The sequence below is a fragment of the Euzebyella saccharophila genome (assembly GCF_014855495.1).
GTDB classification, from domain to species: Bacteria; Bacteroidota; Bacteroidia; order Flavobacteriales; family Flavobacteriaceae; genus Euzebyella; species Euzebyella saccharophila.
Genome location: NZ_JACYFJ010000006.1, coordinates 31,188 through 48,480, shown reverse-complemented (window position 1 = coordinate 48,480; position 17,293 = coordinate 31,188). Strand labels below are relative to the sequence as shown.

At 40.4% G+C, this 17,293-nt stretch carries 14 protein-coding genes; all 14 read right to left on the bottom strand.

Annotated features, from left to right (window positions below):
* Positions 1-67 precede the first annotated feature (67 nt).
* Positions 68-298, bottom strand: coding sequence for a hypothetical protein (locus IL355_RS16005; RefSeq protein ID WP_192463125.1), 231 nt, complete (start codon positions 296-298; stop codon positions 68-70).
* Positions 298-837 (bottom strand): DUF420 domain-containing protein, encoded by a 540-nt coding sequence (locus IL355_RS16000; RefSeq protein ID WP_192463124.1) that lies wholly within the window; start codon positions 835-837, stop codon positions 298-300. Before IL355_RS16000 ends, IL355_RS16005 begins: the two co-directional genes overlap by 1 nt.
* Complete coding sequence (locus IL355_RS15995; protein WP_192463123.1) at positions 837-1,562, bottom strand: SCO family protein; 726 nt, start codon at positions 1,560-1,562, stop codon at positions 837-839. The genes IL355_RS16000 and IL355_RS15995 overlap by 1 nt, the downstream gene beginning before the upstream one ends.
* A 12-nt stretch (positions 1,563-1,574) precedes the next feature.
* Positions 1,575-2,198 carry a hypothetical protein gene (locus IL355_RS15990; RefSeq protein WP_192463122.1) on the bottom strand — a complete coding sequence of 208 codons (624 nt, stop codon included), beginning with the start codon at positions 2,196-2,198 and terminating at the stop codon, positions 1,575-1,577.
* A gap of 102 nt (positions 2,199-2,300) precedes the next feature.
* Positions 2,301-2,684, bottom strand: a complete 384-nt coding sequence (locus IL355_RS15985) for a cytochrome C oxidase subunit IV family protein (RefSeq protein ID WP_187456080.1) — start codon at positions 2,682-2,684, stop codon at positions 2,301-2,303.
* 39 nt (positions 2,685-2,723) lie between these two features.
* Positions 2,724-3,713, bottom strand: a complete 990-nt coding sequence (locus tag IL355_RS15980) for a cytochrome c oxidase subunit 3 (RefSeq protein WP_187456081.1) — start codon at positions 3,711-3,713, stop codon at positions 2,724-2,726.
* A 96-nt stretch (positions 3,714-3,809) separates the two neighbouring features.
* A complete protein-coding gene (locus tag IL355_RS15975) occupies positions 3,810-4,391 on the bottom strand; it encodes a cytochrome c oxidase subunit 3 (protein ID WP_192463121.1) in 582 nt (193 codons plus the stop codon).
* A 4-nt stretch (positions 4,392-4,395) separates the two neighbouring features.
* Positions 4,396-5,295, bottom strand: coding sequence for a heme o synthase (gene cyoE, locus IL355_RS15970; RefSeq protein ID WP_192463120.1), 900 nt, complete (start codon positions 5,293-5,295; stop codon positions 4,396-4,398).
* A 193-nt stretch (positions 5,296-5,488) separates the two neighbouring features.
* Positions 5,489-6,193: an energy transducer TonB gene (locus IL355_RS15965; protein WP_192463119.1), complete on the bottom strand. Its 705-nt coding sequence runs from the start codon at positions 6,191-6,193 to the stop codon at positions 5,489-5,491.
* Between the two features lie 53 nt (positions 6,194-6,246).
* Positions 6,247-6,648: a VanZ family protein gene (locus IL355_RS15960; protein WP_192463118.1), complete on the bottom strand. Its 402-nt coding sequence runs from the start codon at positions 6,646-6,648 to the stop codon at positions 6,247-6,249.
* Positions 6,641-7,021: a glycine cleavage system protein GcvH gene (gene gcvH / locus IL355_RS15955; RefSeq protein WP_192463117.1), complete on the bottom strand. Its 381-nt coding sequence runs from the start codon at positions 7,019-7,021 to the stop codon at positions 6,641-6,643. The genes IL355_RS15960 and gcvH overlap by 8 nt, the downstream gene beginning before the upstream one ends.
* Positions 7,022-7,096: 75 nt before the next feature.
* Positions 7,097-14,290: a T9SS outer membrane translocon Sov/SprA gene (sov, locus tag IL355_RS15950; protein ID WP_192463116.1), complete on the bottom strand. Its 7,194-nt coding sequence runs from the start codon at positions 14,288-14,290 to the stop codon at positions 7,097-7,099.
* A 5-nt stretch (positions 14,291-14,295) separates the two neighbouring features.
* Positions 14,296-14,877 carry a Holliday junction branch migration protein RuvA gene (ruvA, locus tag IL355_RS15945; RefSeq protein ID WP_192463115.1) on the bottom strand — a complete coding sequence of 194 codons (582 nt, stop codon included), beginning with the start codon at positions 14,875-14,877 and terminating at the stop codon, positions 14,296-14,298.
* A 15-nt stretch (positions 14,878-14,892) separates the two neighbouring features.
* Entirely contained in the window at positions 14,893-17,187 is a 2,295-nt protein-coding gene (locus IL355_RS15940; RefSeq protein ID WP_192463114.1) for an NADP-dependent malic enzyme, read from the bottom strand.
* Between the last annotated feature and the right edge of the window lie 106 nt (positions 17,188-17,293).

Genomic DNA, 17,293 nt, shown 5'->3' with positions numbered 1-17,293 from the left:
CGTGCATTTATAAGACTACTTAAAAATCTTATTGTTACACCAATAAACCAAAATAAATGTTAAATAATTAAGACTGCTTGGGGCGCATTTTCTTATAAATAAAGTAGAAAAGACCAGCTACCAGAACATAGGGAATGGCCATAAGGTATACAATACCGTTATTGACCCCCTCTGCCACATCCGTATTCCCATTACTTTCCAGAACCGCCCTGCACATGGCACATTGCGCCCCTACCATATCCGGAAGAAGGAAAAGGATCAAAACGAAGCCTATATGTACAATTTTTCGCAAACTCATTATGTAATTGGATAGTAAGGAGATATCATTAAATACACAATAACCCCCGTTACAGCAACATATAACCAAAGAGGAAAGGTAAACTGGGCCCATTTTCTATGCTTATCATACTTACCTAAATACCCAAAAGAGTACGTTTTAAGAACCAATGGAATAATAACAATGGAAAGAACTATATGGGAAATAAGGACAAAATAGTAAACATATTTCATGGTCCCCGTTCCCCCATAAACCGTTGATTCCGAGGTCATGTGATAGGCAATGTACATCACCAAAAAAGCGAGTGACAACGCAATACAGATATTAATAAGTAATTGATGCAACTTTTTGTTATTTCTTAAAATAGCCAAGACCGCCATACATAACGTCAGGGCGGTAATACCATTCACTGTAGCATATATGGGCGGCAAAAATCCCAATCGTTCTACATCGGGCAGTTTAACGCCAAATAAAAGTGCGACCACTACAGGAACAATAACAGAAACTATGGTTATAAGTTTGTTGAACTTTTTTTCTTTCGCTGATGCCACTTCACTCATTATTCTGCCAATAATTTTTTAATGTCCTGCTCTAAAATAGAAATCTGCTCCTTTTCCCCGTGATCGTTCTCTCCTTGTTCTTGAGTAATGGCGCCCCGATAATATATAATAGGATTACCAAATTGATCCACCCTAGAACGTAAATATCCCTTTTTATCCACTAGAGCAAAAAGACCTGAATGTTCAAAGCCTCCCGGAGCATCTGGCATTTCCGCCGCGAAAATATTGAAGCCTGAATTGGCAAGCTCATAGATATCCTCTTTGTTCCCTGTCATTAAATGCCAATCCAAGGAAGTAATTCCTTTTTTCTCAGCATACGTTTTTAGTACCGTGGGTGTATCGAAGTGGGGTGTAATGGAGAAAGAAGCAATCCCAAAATCTTCTCCCTCAAATTCATTTTGAAGATAAACGAGATTTTCGGTCATAACAGGACAAATGGAGGGGCAACTGGTAAAGAAAAATTCTACTACAAACACTTTGCCCTTATAATCTTTATCTGTGATAAGAAGACTGTCTTGATTAATAAGCTGAAAGGAAGGTACTCTGCGTTTTTTCCCATCCTTTAGGACATAGGCCAATTGCGCTGAATTATCCTTTACATTCATCCTATCGTTCTCCACCACGTCTCCCTCCTTAATCCGGTTAACGATTTTAGGAATGAAAATAATCCCAAAAACCAGAACAATTAAGGAAACCCAAACATATGTGTACTTATTTTTCTTCAACCTAACTCCTATTTATCTATCCGCATTATTCTTTTTGAGTGCCAAGCGATACTCTGCCAAAATGATTTTCACATCATCTTCCATCTTATTGTTCAATTCTGAAACCCTATTGGTGTCATAACCAAACTTGATACCTTCGTCCTCATCATCTTCCCTACCCCTAAGCTTTAAGTCCTTATCTATAATAAATACATAGGAAGTTCCTAAATCATTGTCTAATTGATAACCTGTCTTTAAAGAAGAGAAATAGGTGCCAATATCACCTTTAGGTAAAAAGACAAAGTTCCATTTAGAGGTATCCCCTAAATGTCCGAGTTCACTTTTTAGATTTTGGACAGCCTTTTCTTGCCCTTTTGGCACCACCATTACGAACTGAAAATCCTTGAACTCGTGAAAGCGTTTGTATATTTTCTGATTAAGGTTAAATGCGTTGCCCTGTCTATCAACAACATTAGTACCCATGAAGCCCATTATGGTGATTTTATCTTTTAAACTAACCTCTCCATAAGAGGATATTTCAGCCACATTTTCCGTAAGAACGGGTAATTTACCAAAGTTATTTACCCCTGAAGCAAAAAATAGATAGGCCACAATTGGAAGAACAAATAATGTAAAAAGAACTGCCGTTTTTTTCATCAGCAAAGTGAGTTTCAACTCTAAAAGTTAGCAAATACAAAAATAAAAAAGACGGTTGTGAAACCGTCTTAGTATGCTGTTAATTTATGATAAATTAAGAACTTAGAAGTTCCACTTAATAAATCCTTCTTTGTATACATTGTAGACATAATCCGCCTCGAACAATAAGATAAATACCAAATAGGAAACCAAGAATATAGGTGTCCAAACAATTGCCCTTCTTAAAGCGGTCTTTTCATCGCGTAGGTGCATAAAATCCCAAGCAATGTAATACGCCTTCACCAAGGTTAAAATGATAAAAATCCAGTTCAACAACTTCATTCCCAAGAAATAGGAATGTGTTAGTACACGAGGCTTATAGATACCCAAAACAACCTCGATTGCCGTTACGATAGACAAGAAAATTAAAACACCCCAAATTTTTTGGGTATTGTTCTTAAATTTTAAAAGGCCTCTAAAAATTTCTAGTTTATGTGCGTGTGCCATTATTTTATGCTATTTCTTAATTCCGATGCCGGATAAATGTTAAACCAAGTAGAAAAATGTAAATACGAATACCCAAACAAGGTCTACAAAGTGCCAGTAGAGCCCTACCTTTTCTACCATCTCATAGTGCCCTCTACGCTCGTAAGTACCCAATATCACATTAAAGAAAATGATAATATTGATAACAACCCCTGAGAATACGTGAAATCCATGAAATCCTGTAATAAAGAAGAAAAAGTCTGCAAACAAACGGCTTCCATATTCATTTCTTACTAGATTGGCACCTTCTACGACGATGGTTCCATCCTTTATTTTTTCAAGAGACTCTTCTCTGGTCAGCAATGTTTTTTCCCCTACCTTCTCGCCTTCTTGATGGATTGCTTCCGTACGTATCAAAATACTTGGATTGGCCAAAAAGCCTTCCTTAACTTCATCAATGGAGAAACTTGGCATATAGCCCTCTTCATAGTACCAAATTCCATTTTTACGTTCATGAGCCTCGCGTTCACTTGGAAGTATTTTGGCAAACTCGGATAAGGCAGCCCTCTCACCAGTTTCCGCATTCACGAACTGTAGTATTCTACCACCTTTTGTCTCTACCGCTCCAAAATCACCTTTAATAAATGTTGCCCATTCCCAAGCCTGAGAGCCAACGAAAATAGCACCCCCAATAATGGTAAGGAACATGTACCAAATCACTGCATTCTGCTTCATTTTATGACCCGCATCTACCGCCAATACCATAGTTACGGAAGACATGATCAATATAAAAGTCATAAAGGCCACATAGATCATGGGGTAATTACCATGAAAGAAAGGAACGTGGGTAAAAACCTCGTCCGCAATGGGCCATGTTTCTATAAATTTAAACCTTGAAAAGCCGTAAGCGGCCAAAAAACCAGAAAAGGTCAATGCATCTGAAACGATGAAAAACCACATCATCATCTTTCCATAGCTTGCGCCAAGTGGCTTATTTCCACCTCCCCAGACATTTTCTGAAGCAGCACCAGTAGTTACTGTAGATTCCATTTATTATAAAGTATGGTTAAAATTTGCACAAATTTATAGTTTTCTTAGGTGAAACGAAAGCCGTTTGATAAGGAAAACCGACATATTTTTAAATTATTATCCAACGTAATACATGAAGCCGATTAAATACAGCCATAAAATATCCAAAAAGTGCCAGAAAGTAGCACCCAAGGACAAGCCCAAATATTCCTGTGAAGAATATTTGCCTTTCATTTGTCTATAGATCACAAACAGTAGGGAGATAATGCCCGCTACTACATGAACGATATGCACTGCGGCAATCAGGAATATATAGGACATTTTTATATTACTTGTTGGTCCCGTAAAATAATAGCCTTCTGCCACCATCTGGGAAAAGCCATTAAATTGCATAATAATAAAGATGATGCCTAAACCCAAAGTGGCCCATAACCAACTGGAGGTTAATTTTTGCTGATTCTCCATAATGGCTTTTTTAGCCAGGATATAGGTAAAACTGCTAAGCACGATAACAGCCGTACTTATAAAAAAAGATGATGGAAGTTTAAGTTCTGCCACCCAATCTTCCCTAGCGCTACTAACAATATACGCACTGGTCCAACCTGCAAAACCCATAATCAGACTCACTATACCAAACCAGAGCATCATTTTTTTTGCCCTATCGCTCTTCTCCTTAATCGTTCCTTGAGTTAAATCCATCAGCTTAAATAAACTTATCTATTACGTAAACAATCTGCATTAAAGTAATATAACTTACACTTGCCAACATCAGCTTGCGAGCGGTTACATTATCCCTTTTCTCATATAGTTTAAATGCAAAAACAAGCATTACCATTCCCATTGCGAATATGACAACCGCTGCCGGGATGGAAAGTTCCAATCTTCCCGTAATACCGAAAACAGGTATAATGGAAATGAGCAACATCCAAATGGTATACATAATTATCTGCAAGGCTGTTCCCTTATCCTTTTTTCCAGTGGGAAGCATTTTAAAACCACCCTGCTTGTAATCATCATGTAGCATCCAACCCAAGGCCCAAAAATGGGGGAATTGCCAAAAGAACTGGATCATAAACAAGGTTCCCGGTTCTATACCAAACTCATTGGTAGCAGCCACCCAGCCAAGCATAAAAGGAATGGCCCCAGGAAAGGCACCTACAAATACCGATAACGGTGTAATTGTCTTTAAAGGGGTGTAAACACTGGTATAAAGAAATATGGAAATGGCCCCAAACATAGCCGTTTTTGGATTTAGAAAATACAGGGAGACCACTCCTAAAAGGGTAAGGGTAACCGCTATGAACATCGCAAATCTAACGGACATCCTACCTGCAGGTATCGGTCTATTTTTGGTACGCTTCATAAGCGCATCCAAATCCTTCTCTATAACCTGATTGTACGCATTGGAGGCACCAACCATGCAATAGCCACCAAAAGCAAGCAACAAAAGCGAAGAAATTTCAATTTGGTGGGCTCCTAACAAATAACCGGCCAATGATGAAAAGACCACGCTAATTGCCAATCTAGCCTTGGTAATTTCCTTAAAATCGGCAATCGATAATATCATCGAGGGAGTTGAGGCCGTATTTACAGCAGTTTTCATTCGTCTTTTTTCGAACTGCAAAGATAACCCTCAAAGGCTTTTTTTCCAACCAAATACACATCTTTAATACTTTAGGGCCTACGTAATAAAAAGTGCCGAAGATAAAATGCCCAACACAAATAAAGCTCAAACAAAAAGTCCACCCGAATAACGAATGGACTTTGATATATATTTCAAACTCTAAGAGTTGTGCTTACTGAAGCTTAAAGGTAATAGGAATACTAAATGGAACCCTTACTGGCCTACCCCTTTGCTTTCCTGGAGTCATTTTAGGTAGCTTACTTATAATACGAGCTGCCTCTTTTTCAAGGTTTTTATCCGGACCACGCATTCTTACGTTACCGATGGAACCGTCTTTTTGGATGGTAAACATGACACTTACCCTACCTTGAATACCCATTTCTTGAGCAATCTCTGGATAACGGAAGTTCTTACCAATGTGCTTTTGCATCATTTTCTGGAAACAAGCCCTTTTATCAGATTCGCTCTCACATCCTGGAAAAATCGGCACATCCTCAATTACTGCAAATGGGACGTCCACATCTTCAATTTCCTCCTCTACTTCTACGTCTTCTACTTCAATAATCTCTTCTTCCTGACTAGTTTCAGTAGACTCGATCACCGTTTCCTCAACCTCTTCCTCATCTTCTACAACCTCAATAATTTCAGGAGCTGCTGGAGGTGGTGGAGGTGGTGGGGTTTTTATCTGTTCAGTCATTGGAACTTCTTCGTCCAATTCGTCATCAACATTCATGGAAATATCGTAATCATTGGTTTCATCATACGTTTTCCATTCCAATGCACCGTACACCAATGCCATGGTAAGTGCAAGTCCTATAACAAAGTACAGGCCACTGTTACGGCCTACATCTGCTTTCGGATTCTTTTTAGGTTCCATAAGTCTCGATTTTAATGTTCGCTAAAATAATTAAATATTCCATTAAAAAGCAATTAAATTTCCCATTTTAAGCGGCTATTGCCCGAAAATAGGAATTTAACGGCCATAATACCTGCCAAGGCCCCAATGCTGTTCGCAAACGCGTCCCACACATCACCTTGTCTATCAGTCGTTAATGCATATTGTAAAACCTCAATAATTATACCAAAGGCTATTGCAAATAAAACAGCTATTAAAAATACCTTTTTCTTACTAATTGCACGCCCCGAAAATTCCCTTAAACAAAAGACACCTAAAAAGGACGCTACAAAGTAAAAGGTAAAGTGAACCGCTTTGTCCAAATGCGGAATATTTAGCCCGGGCGTATCTACCCCCTCAAAAGAAGATAAGCTGGAATAGGTAACAAAAACCATCCAGCTTATAAATGCAATTTTATACTTATTTTTTTTAAGCACTAATGAGCGCTTTGTAATCTTCGGCAGACATGAGCCCTTCTATTTCGGAAGCATCGCTCAATTTAATCTTGATCATCCAACCTTCACCATAAGGGTCTGAGTTGACATTCTCAGGAGCATCTTCCAAAGATTCATTAAATTCAATGATTTCTCCGCTAAGGGGAAGAAACAAATCCGAAACCGTCTTTACCGCTTCTACCGTTCCAAAAACTTCTTCTTTCTCCAAAGACTCGTCCATGGTCTCTACTTCTACATAAACAATATCTCCTAGCTCCCCTTGGGCAAAATCAGTGATGCCAACAGTGGCCACATCCCCATCAATTTTTACCCATTCGTGGTCTTTGGTGTACTTAAGTTCTTCTGGAATATTCATTTGCTCCTTTTTTAATTGCAACAAATGTAAAATAATCCCTAAAGGTTTTCAAAAAAATAAAGCGAACGAAGCTTTTTAATTACCGAAATTATATCTCAAGGTAAAACCAGAATTAATGGTAGTTTGAGGAAATGCCGTGGAGACGGCAAATTTGGAGAAGGAGTGATCATAGAAGAACAGTGCGTTCAGGTTTTTGGTCAAAGCATAGTCTGCCGTAAACTTCACCGATAATAGATTTTGACCAGAAGTAACCTGATTATTATCTATATCCAAATTTCGAATTATAGTTACGTTGTCGCGAAGGGTCATATCTGCCTTTAGGTTCAAATCTCCCTTCAAACGTGTCTTATTACCTCCAATATTGGTAACAAACTTGACATCCTTGAACCTATACCCCAACCCAACGGTATACTCGCTGCCATTGGTCTCCGTCATTAAGTTATTGTCAAAGCTCAAGGCCATTATTCTGCTAGTACGCATTTCGGCCAATACGCTTACAGAATTCTTCATTTCAAAATCCAACCGCACCAAGGGGTTGAACTCATCGTTTAAAACTACATTGTTCAAAATTAAATCTGGCATAACATCCCCATTCTCAGGATTGACCGGAGAGTTTCCTTCTTTTATCAACTGCACCTTCTCCAAATTGGTCTGAAAGGAATTGATACTGTAGGCTGCCCTGTAACCATGACTCAAGGAAAATCGTTGGAATTTCTTTTTGAACCACTTATTCCTCATTAGTCCTGTGTACTTCAAGTTCCAATTTGGAATGGGAATTTGACGAAAAGCATCTAGATTTACACGTTCGGCATCTTGTCCGGTATAGGCTGCAAAAAATGCCGGTAACAATACATCTTGCTGGGTCTTTCCATAACGCTGGGGAAATCCTTCCTCGTCCACTTCACCTATGGTCTCACCTCTGTCCGACACCAATCTGTTAGCGATGATGATCCTATTTTCCTTGAATTTTTGAAAGGTTTCCGAATCAAATTCATCGCTTTTACCAAAAACGGTACCTATCATTGAGGTAGAAATACTAAAGTTACCGTATTCGTTACCTAAGGGAAGTCGATTATCGGCCCATAGATCCACATCATAATTTTCCTGATAACTGCTGGAATACTGTCTATCCGCAGACAGGTCAATTGTCAAATCCTTAAAGGGCTGAGCAGTTGCGGTAATATTCAATTGCTTATTTACATTCTCGATGTACTGCTCGTTAAATTCATTAAAATCGATTAACCATCCCTTACGTGCAGCATTGAAACGAACATCTGACTGACTACCAAACACAAACCCTAAAGAAGGCCTCAACGAACCTACAAACCCTACTGACTGAGTATATCCCGGAAGTACCTTACCACTACTTTCATTGTAATTGACATTAAGCCTTTTTACCATGGTAACTACATCCACGAACGTATTGAAAAGCCCACTGGTTTTCTTTGGAGTTTTCTCGCCACCCTTTACCGGATTTCCAGCTTTGTCCTTTCTAACGGGCGCTGCACTGGCTTTGGACTTCCCGTCGCGCTTTTTAAGTCCTATCATATCATAGAACTTTTGCATGTTGAGATTGGCAGTTAAATTATGGGTGCTCGCATTTTGCACAGTATTTACTGATACTACGCCTGCGGCGTTTCTTTGTTCCTGAATTGCCAAGTTCAAAGCGTCCCCACCTCGTTGCCAATCAAAATTACCGGTATAGCTATATTGGGAACTGATGAAATCCAAGATGGGTATTTTTGAAAACGGAAGTTCATAATTAACTTCCAATTGTTGGGCGTGCCTGTTGGGTTGTCCCAAATCCCAAAAACCGTCCCATAGACCTAAAGTTTGGTCAATTTCGGAATTAGGGTCATTGGGGTCCTCCAAATAATTCCTTACAATATGATTGTTACTCGCAGACATATTCAACCTTAAAGACTTAGTAAGGCTATAGTTGACCGCATATTGCCAATTGAACAAGTAATTGCGCTGTCTTAAAGTGGGCAGTTCCAATTTATCCACGCCTTCTTCCACTACGTCACGAAAACGTTGCTGATTGAACTGCCTATCGAAATTAGAATTGACAGAAACACTTGTAGGCAACAAGTTTAGGTTCAACTCTTTTAACCATTGCAAGTATTTACCTGTAAACAAAGAGTCATTTTTTGCAAAAGGGGCCACCTCAACCGGTTCAAAATTATGATTGTACAATAATCCCGCTACAACACTGCGATCTTCCAAAGCCGCGATTTCAAAATCGCGATGATTGGTTTCGTTATAGGAATAGTTAAATGTAAAGTTTTCAATATCATAGAAATTAGCGTCCGCTTCTTCTCCCCTATCTTTTCTAACCCCAATTAGATTTATACTTGTTCTTTTGGTATAATCTTCCGCTTGGGTCTGAATATCATCTGCCGCTTCCTCCGTTTCTGCAGCATCTATTCTGTCCTGCAGTTTTAAATCATCATAAACGGGATCGAATTCTGGAGTAATTAAGGTTTCGGATACCCCATAATTAAATGGAATTTGAATGTTCCAATCTTTGGGAAGTAACTGACCTACATTTACATTGGTTACCAAATCATAAGAAATGGCATCTTCACGGGCCCTTTCATTGGGCATTTGATCGATGGAACCAAAACCGGAAGTACTGGTACTACCTGTAGCACTTACGTTCGCAAAATCTGCAACATTGGCATCAATGGCAGCAATTGCCGCCCAACCTCCATTATTGTCCAATCCGGCCAAACGAAGCTCATTGAACCAAACCTCACCACGGGCAGGGAAATTGCTGGTGTTTTTTACGCCCACCATCATACTTCGAATACTACCTAAAGAAGGATTACCCCTTATTCCAATTCTAAGCCTTCCCGGTGTTCTTGGAGCAAATTCGCCAACAGGCACTACCTCACCGTCCACGACCTCAAAATACCGAATATCATTTAGGTCATCGCCGGCAATCCAAACTGATTTTACTTTGTTTAAATCTGCAAGAATCACCTCCATCTCGTTGTTCTCCGGCCAAATTGCACCCTCGGAATTAGCAGTGAACGGAGTAAATTCCAAAGGAAGTTCTAATTGGTAGAAATTTTCCGAAAAATCCGTACCTATCCTTAAAAACCCTACCAACGGACTATCAATATCATAAATATCGCTTTCCAGAATTTTTTCAGCATGCATAAACATTTTCAGTTTTTCATACTGGCGGATGTCTATATTCAAGTTTTTGAACACCCCTCTTGAATCTTGAGGTTCCAAGTTTTCAACCACTAAAGAAAGTGATTGTTCGTTCTGCTGAATGATGGTATTGTTATTGTTCAATTGCTCCCTTCGCACCCCTGGCGGTAGCACGTAGGGTATGGGCGTTCTATTTTCGTTTTCCTGAATATTAACGGCATTTACATCTACCGTGGTTACATCGTCCCCCACATTTGGGTCATCTGGATCCAAACTTTTAACGTACGTACGCCAATCCCCACGAACCAAATCCATGGTAGCAAAACGAAGCAACACGTCACTATTGAAGCCTGTAAGATACATTCTCATGGTGCTGATGGAGCGAAAATCCGTAATTCCGCCAACGGCATCCGTAAAATCACTTAAAGGTATTTTGTATTGAATCCATCTTGTTCTAACAGTGCTCCCATCTGGAATTCTATTACCGGAAAGCACCAACGAATCTCGAATATCGGTTACATAAAGGTCGTTGATATTGGTATTGGGTTTGATCGGAATGCGATACTCATAATAACTATTGACCGTATTCATGGTCAAATCCCTATCTACATCTTCTACGTCTGGCAAGGTGGTTGAACCACGATTGTCATTAGTGACCTGCACGGGAGAGTTGCCTTGTGGGTTGTTAAAATTTAAATATCTGTTCAACACCCCACCATCTCTTTGCAAGAAATACTCATAGTTGTCCAGAGCTGGATCATCACCGTTGGCGGTACCATAGATGGTAGCTTCATCCTGATCAGCAAGACCATCAAATCCTAAATCCTGTTGTGCCCTGGCACCTTCATTGACATCAAAGGCATAGACCAATGCTTGAGTTGCGGGCACAGGACCCCAAACGGGATCTGCCGGCTTAGTACTTCCTTCGCCATTAACAGGAAGTCCGTTTTCATACTGCTTTAAACCATCGGCTAAAATATCCTCAGAAATATTACCAAAATTCAACACCAACTCCCCTGTACTGGTAGCATCACCGTCCAAATACGGATCCATTACCCAAAACTGGACAAACTCCACATTTGCCTGCTCAAAGTTGGTACTGCTCAATGAACGCATAATACCGCCCCATTTTTCATTGGGGCTTGCCGTGTCAAAGTTATCATTGGCATTATAGGGTCCTTTTTGAGTTGGATAATACGCCAAATCCAAGGTAGTCTGCTGCCTGGTCTGACCTTGGGCAATCTCCACCTTTGGAAAAACCTCATCAACAAAAATCCTACGAGTAGCATTGCTAGAAAGGTCGCTATCGCTCATACCCGCTGGACGCTGATTGGTATAAAAAACCGGATCGATGGTATACCATGCCAATTTTGCCCGGGTGAAGCCTGTTTCCAAACCTTTTTGGGTAGGGTTATCCAAAAATTCCAATGGCACACTAGCCATGGTCCACCCCAAAGCAGACCTAATATCAATTAAGGATTGAGATCCCTCAAAATCATCTAAATAGGTGGTTGTTTCCCCCTGGAAATCGGCATTTTTAGGAGAATTGGGCTTCAACCAAGCCACTTCGCCCCTTACCGAAATATTGGAAGGAACATCTGTATCAATATTGGGAAGTTTATTGACCATGCGAGTTAAAAAGGGAACTTCTGTTGAAAAGTTTCCGTTGAGACCAAAAATGGTGTTGTTTACCGGTTCTACCCCAAAATTTGATTTTTGGGTCAATGGTCTTTCATTCAAATTGAGCAAGGTTGCCCCCAAAACAAAGTTTTCATTGAATTGATGTTCCACATTTACCCCGGTGAACCTTCTAGTCTGTTGGCCAAAAACGGCATTGTTTTCCACGGAAATGTTGATCGGCACATTGGAGGCTTCCAAACTAGGGTCCAATATTTGAACGGTTCCTGCCTGGTAGTTTACCGTATAATCAATTCCTTCTTGCAATTGACGTCCACCAGCGGTCACCCGAACTGAACCCCTAGGAACATTGAACGCCCCAATAGGAATACCATTACTACCTTCGGATTTGTACCTACCTTTTAGTAAAAATTTGTTTTTTTCCGGGTCTTGTAGGGCCGCAGCCTTGGTAAGTTCATACATATCCCTAAAGACATACCTCTCCTGGTTGGGATTGTAACTATTGGCGGTATTATAATCCCCACCTCCCAGTTGCTCAAAAAGATATTCCCCAAAGGGTTCTACCTTGGTAAAAATGATCTGTCCATTTTGGGTATCTACGGTTAAACCGGGAATAAAGTCAAAGAACCCATCCCCTCCCGGCTGCACATCATTATAAGCGTTTAATCGGTCAAAATTGAAGACATTCAAAAGAATTTTATCTTGAAGTCCATCTGGCCAAGTAGATTCATCTATAGGTGTAATATAGTTTCTTGGCGTAGGGTTGCTGTACAGAATATTCATCTTGAAGTCTTCTTGACTTAGACGAAATGCCCCTGTTGCGTAGATGTTCTTCATCATCAAATCCCAAATAGGATCAGATACATTGGTAATATTACTTTTAAGAAGCTTCAACACCAAGGTGTTGTTATCAATAATTTGATTGCCTACCGTACCGGAAACGGTGGTAGCATCCAATCCTCCATTAGCAAACTCACCTACCTGATACACGTTACCATTATAGGTATATTGAAAGGCTACGGCCAATATTTCATCATTGCTCAGACGCTGGTTCAAGGATACGTAACCCAACTGTGTGTTAAAGGTATAGTCCCTTCCCTGCTCCAATTTTCTGGCGTTTTCCAAGAAGGCATAATCAAATCCTTGATTTGGCTGATAACCCGTAATATTGAATCCTTCTTCAACCGTTGCTACATCACGAATATCATCATTCAATGCCGCACCGGCCTGTCCAATTATAGCAGGGTTGTAACCATTGGCGTTATTACGAGGTAATTGGTTAGGCTGCCCACCCGTATTCAAATTGAAAAAACCGCCTGGGGCGTTACTATTAATCCTGGTTTTCCGATCTTCAGGGTTACTTGTCAAGGGGTCATATTCCCCTAAATCCTGAATACCTACAATATTGCGAACGTTAAGAGTTTGCTGGCTTCTATTGGTAACCCAAACCTCAAGACGCGTAATTTGCACTTGACTGCGTATGTAGGGGTAACTTGCCAAAGCGTCATCATAATTATCCCTAAAATACTGCGCTAAAAAGAAGTGGCGGTCCTCATCGTAATCCAACGCCGTTACAGAGAACTCACTTACCGTACCACCTCCCTGTGCTACTACTGTATTATTTTGTGATTGCTGTTGGGAAAAAACTGCCGTAACGGTTGTTTTACCAAACTGCAGCTGAGTCTTTACCCCAAATAAACTTTGCGAACCCTGAATTAGGGAACTGTTCAAGGGCATTGAAATATTACCTACCTCTATAGACCTAATAATATCATCTTCGGTGGGGGTATAATCAAGCTTTACTATATTCTGAAAGTCAAAAGTAGCCTCTGTATCATAATTTGCCGTCACTTGAAGTCTTTCCCCTATTTTACCCAACATACTTAGGCTAATACGCTGATCAAAATCAAAAGAGGTGTTGGTCCTATTTCTAGGAGAAAGAGAGGGATTGTCATTTTTCTGCCAAATAACTCCCAAATCCATGGCAACGGAACCTTGCGGAATAACTTCTATGGTATTGCCACCAAAAACAGACTGAAAAAAATCATTGTTTACATAGAAATTGGGCAACAAGTTTTTTCGGGCTTCTTCGCTACCTTCCTTTTTACCGGAATAGGCATCGGATTTTTCCTTAAAATAATCTTTAATGCCCTGTTCTTGTACTAAATTATAATATTGCTCTGGAGTAAGGATAATGGGATAGCCAATATCAAAATCACCTACCTTTTCAGAATAGATGTACATTTTTAATTGCGGGTCGTAAACGTACTTGGATACAATGCTCTCAGGGTTCTCCATACGGAGTCTTCCCAAAGAAAATCCTGTCTTGACAGAATCTACCTGTTGCTCTTCACCCGGCTCATTTTCCGTTTCCTGTGCCCAAAGAGCACCTGAAGAAAGCAAGAAAATTGAGAATAGGAGAGTAAGCTTAAATGGTAATTTAAGAATTAGTTCGGCCCCTGTTTTCAAACTTGTTACAAATTTTTAAGCGCAAGTTTTATAATGTTCTCCACGCTAAGAGAAGGATCCTGCCCTAGCACTTTGTCCACTACCTTTTCGGCAGCTCTTCTTGCAAAGCCAAGAACCTCTAAAGCAGATAACGCTTCTTCTTTATTTGTATTGTTTGTTGGTGCGGAAACTTCACCAATATCGTAAACTTTAAGAATTTTGTCTTTAAGGTCCAAAATTACCCTTTGAGCCGTTTTCGCACCTATCCCCTTAATAGACTGTATGGTAGCCGCATCTCCATTGGCAATAGCATCCCTAATTTGAGGTGGTTCCATGGAAGACAACATAGTGCGGGCAATACTGGAGCCGATGCCCGAAACCGATATTAGTAAACGAAATATTTCCCTTTCTGATTTTTGGGCAAAACCAAAAAGGGTATGTGCATCTTCCTTAACCTGTAAATGTGTAAAAAGTTGAATACTTTCCGAATCCGATAGATTGGAAAATGTATGTAGCGATATATTCACAAAATAACCTACCCCGCCGCATTCAATAACCACATACGTTGGGGTTTTTTCAACCAGTTTTCCTTTAAGGTGGTGAATCATATTCGCTTTACAATTTTAATTGGTGGTCTTCGCCTTTTTTCTCTTTTCCCTTTCTTGGGCATCTATTACTGCCACAGCCGTCATGTTTACCATTTCATCTACACTGGCACCCAACTGCAAAATATGAACGGACCTTCTCAATCCTACCATGATAGGGCCTATAGAATCTGCCTTGTTCAATTCCTTTAATAGCTTGTAAGTGATATTTGCCGATTCCAGATTAGGGAATATTAGGGTGTTTACCTTTTTTCCCGCAAGCTTGGAGAACGGGAATTGGCTTTGGAGTAATTCTTTGTTTAAGGCGAAATCTGTTTGAATTTCACCATCCACCACCAACTTTGGATTGGTTTCATGCAGGATATGCACCGCATCTCTCACCTTTTTTGCGTTTTGATGTGAAGAAGAGCCATAGTTTGCGTAAGAAAGAAGCGCCATAACCGGGTCAAAGCCAAATGTACTGGCCACGTTGGCGGTGTTCAAGGCAATTTCTGCCAATTCCTCTGCATTGGGGTCTATATTAATGGAGGTATCCGCTAAAAACAAGGGCCCCATATCGGTTATCATAATATTGACCGTTGCAGCTTTTTTTACATTTGCCGCCCTCCCAATAACTTCAAAAATGGGTTTTACTACAGTTGGGTATGCCCGTGAATATCCCGATATCATCCCGTCGGCATCCCCTTCCAAAACCATCATGGCCCCAAAATAATTACGCTCTCGCATTTTTATCTTTGAGCTGTACAAGGTAGTTCCGCTACGCTTTCTACTTTCCCAAAATTTAGTGGCGTACCTTATATGTTTTTCATCAAACTCTTGGGATGTAGGATCAAGAATGGGAATATCCGCATCAAACTCCAATTCTTTTTTAAGTTCAAGAACTACCTCCTTTTTACCTAAAAGAATGGGATCCGCAATACCTTCTTCGTAAACTATCTGTGCCGCCTTGAGCACATCTAAATGATCGGCTTCCGCAAAAACAATACGTTTTTTATTACTTTTTGCCCTGTTGTGCAGTAAGCGTACCACCTTGTTGTCACTCCCTGATCGCTGCAACAGTTCTTCTTTGTACTTTTCCCAATCCTCAACGGGTTGTTGAGCCACACCGCTTTCTATAGCCGCTTTTGCAACTGCTGGTGGAATCTCGGCGATCAGCCTTGGATCAAAAGGCTTTGGAATTATATATTCACGATTGAAAGAAAGCCTTGTTTCCCCATATGCGATGTTTACCTGTTCCGGCACCGGCTGTTTGGCCAACTCTGCCAACGCTTTTACGGCAGCCATTTTCATCGCTTCGTTAATACCTGTAGCACGTACATCCAATGCTCCCCTAAAGATAAAGGGGAAACCTAGAACATTGTTCACCTGGTTTGGGTGATCGGAGCGGCCCGTGGCCATTATAATATCCTTTCGGGTATCCAATGCCAAATCATAGGCAATTTCCGGGTTTGGATTTGCCATGGCAAAAACAATGGGGTTGTCTGCCATGGACAGCAACATTTCTGGTGAAACTATATCTGCTATGGACAGACCAATGAAAACATCACAATCCTTCATTGCCTCCTCCAAGGTTCTAATATCCTTATCGGTTGCAAACTCCAACTTGGCGGCGGACAAGTTTTCGGCATCCTTACGGATAACCCCCTTGCTGTCCAACATCACAATATTCTCTGCTTTAGCACCAAATGCCTTGTACAATTTTGTACAGGAAACGGCAGCTGCACCGGCCCCGCTGATCACAATCTGCACATCTTCCATTTTCTTATCTGCCAATTCCAAGGCATTTAATAAAGCGGCTGCAGATATGATGGCAGTTCCATGCTGATCATCATGCATGACAGGAATATCAAGTTCTTCCTTTAACCTTCTTTCTATCTCAAAGGCTTCTGGCGCCTTTATATCCTCTAAATTGATTCCTCCAAAAGTGGGCGCGATATTTTTTACCGTACGAACAAACTCATCCACATCCTCTGTATCCACTTCAATATCAATTCCATCGATATCCGCAAAAATCTTGAACAAGAGACCCTTTCCTTCCATCACTGGTTTTGACGCCTCAGGTCCTATATTCCCGAGACCTAAAACAGCAGTACCGTTGGAAATGACGGCTACCAAATTTCCTTTGGAGGTATATTTATAAGCATTGGATTTATCCTTTTCAATCTCCAGACAAGGTTCTGCAACCCCAGGTGAATATGCCAACGCCAAGTCTCTTTGTGTAGCATAAGGTTTGGTTGGTACAATCTTTATTTTACCGGGCTGGGGCTTTGCGTGGTATACCAAAGCTTCCCTTCTCTGTTTTTGTTTGCTCATAGTGTTCTCCTTTGTAGACCAAATTTAACAGTATTCTTCTGAAAACATAGAAAAAGATGAAGGACTTATCTTCCCATGATTTAATTTTTAATAAACGCCTTTTGAG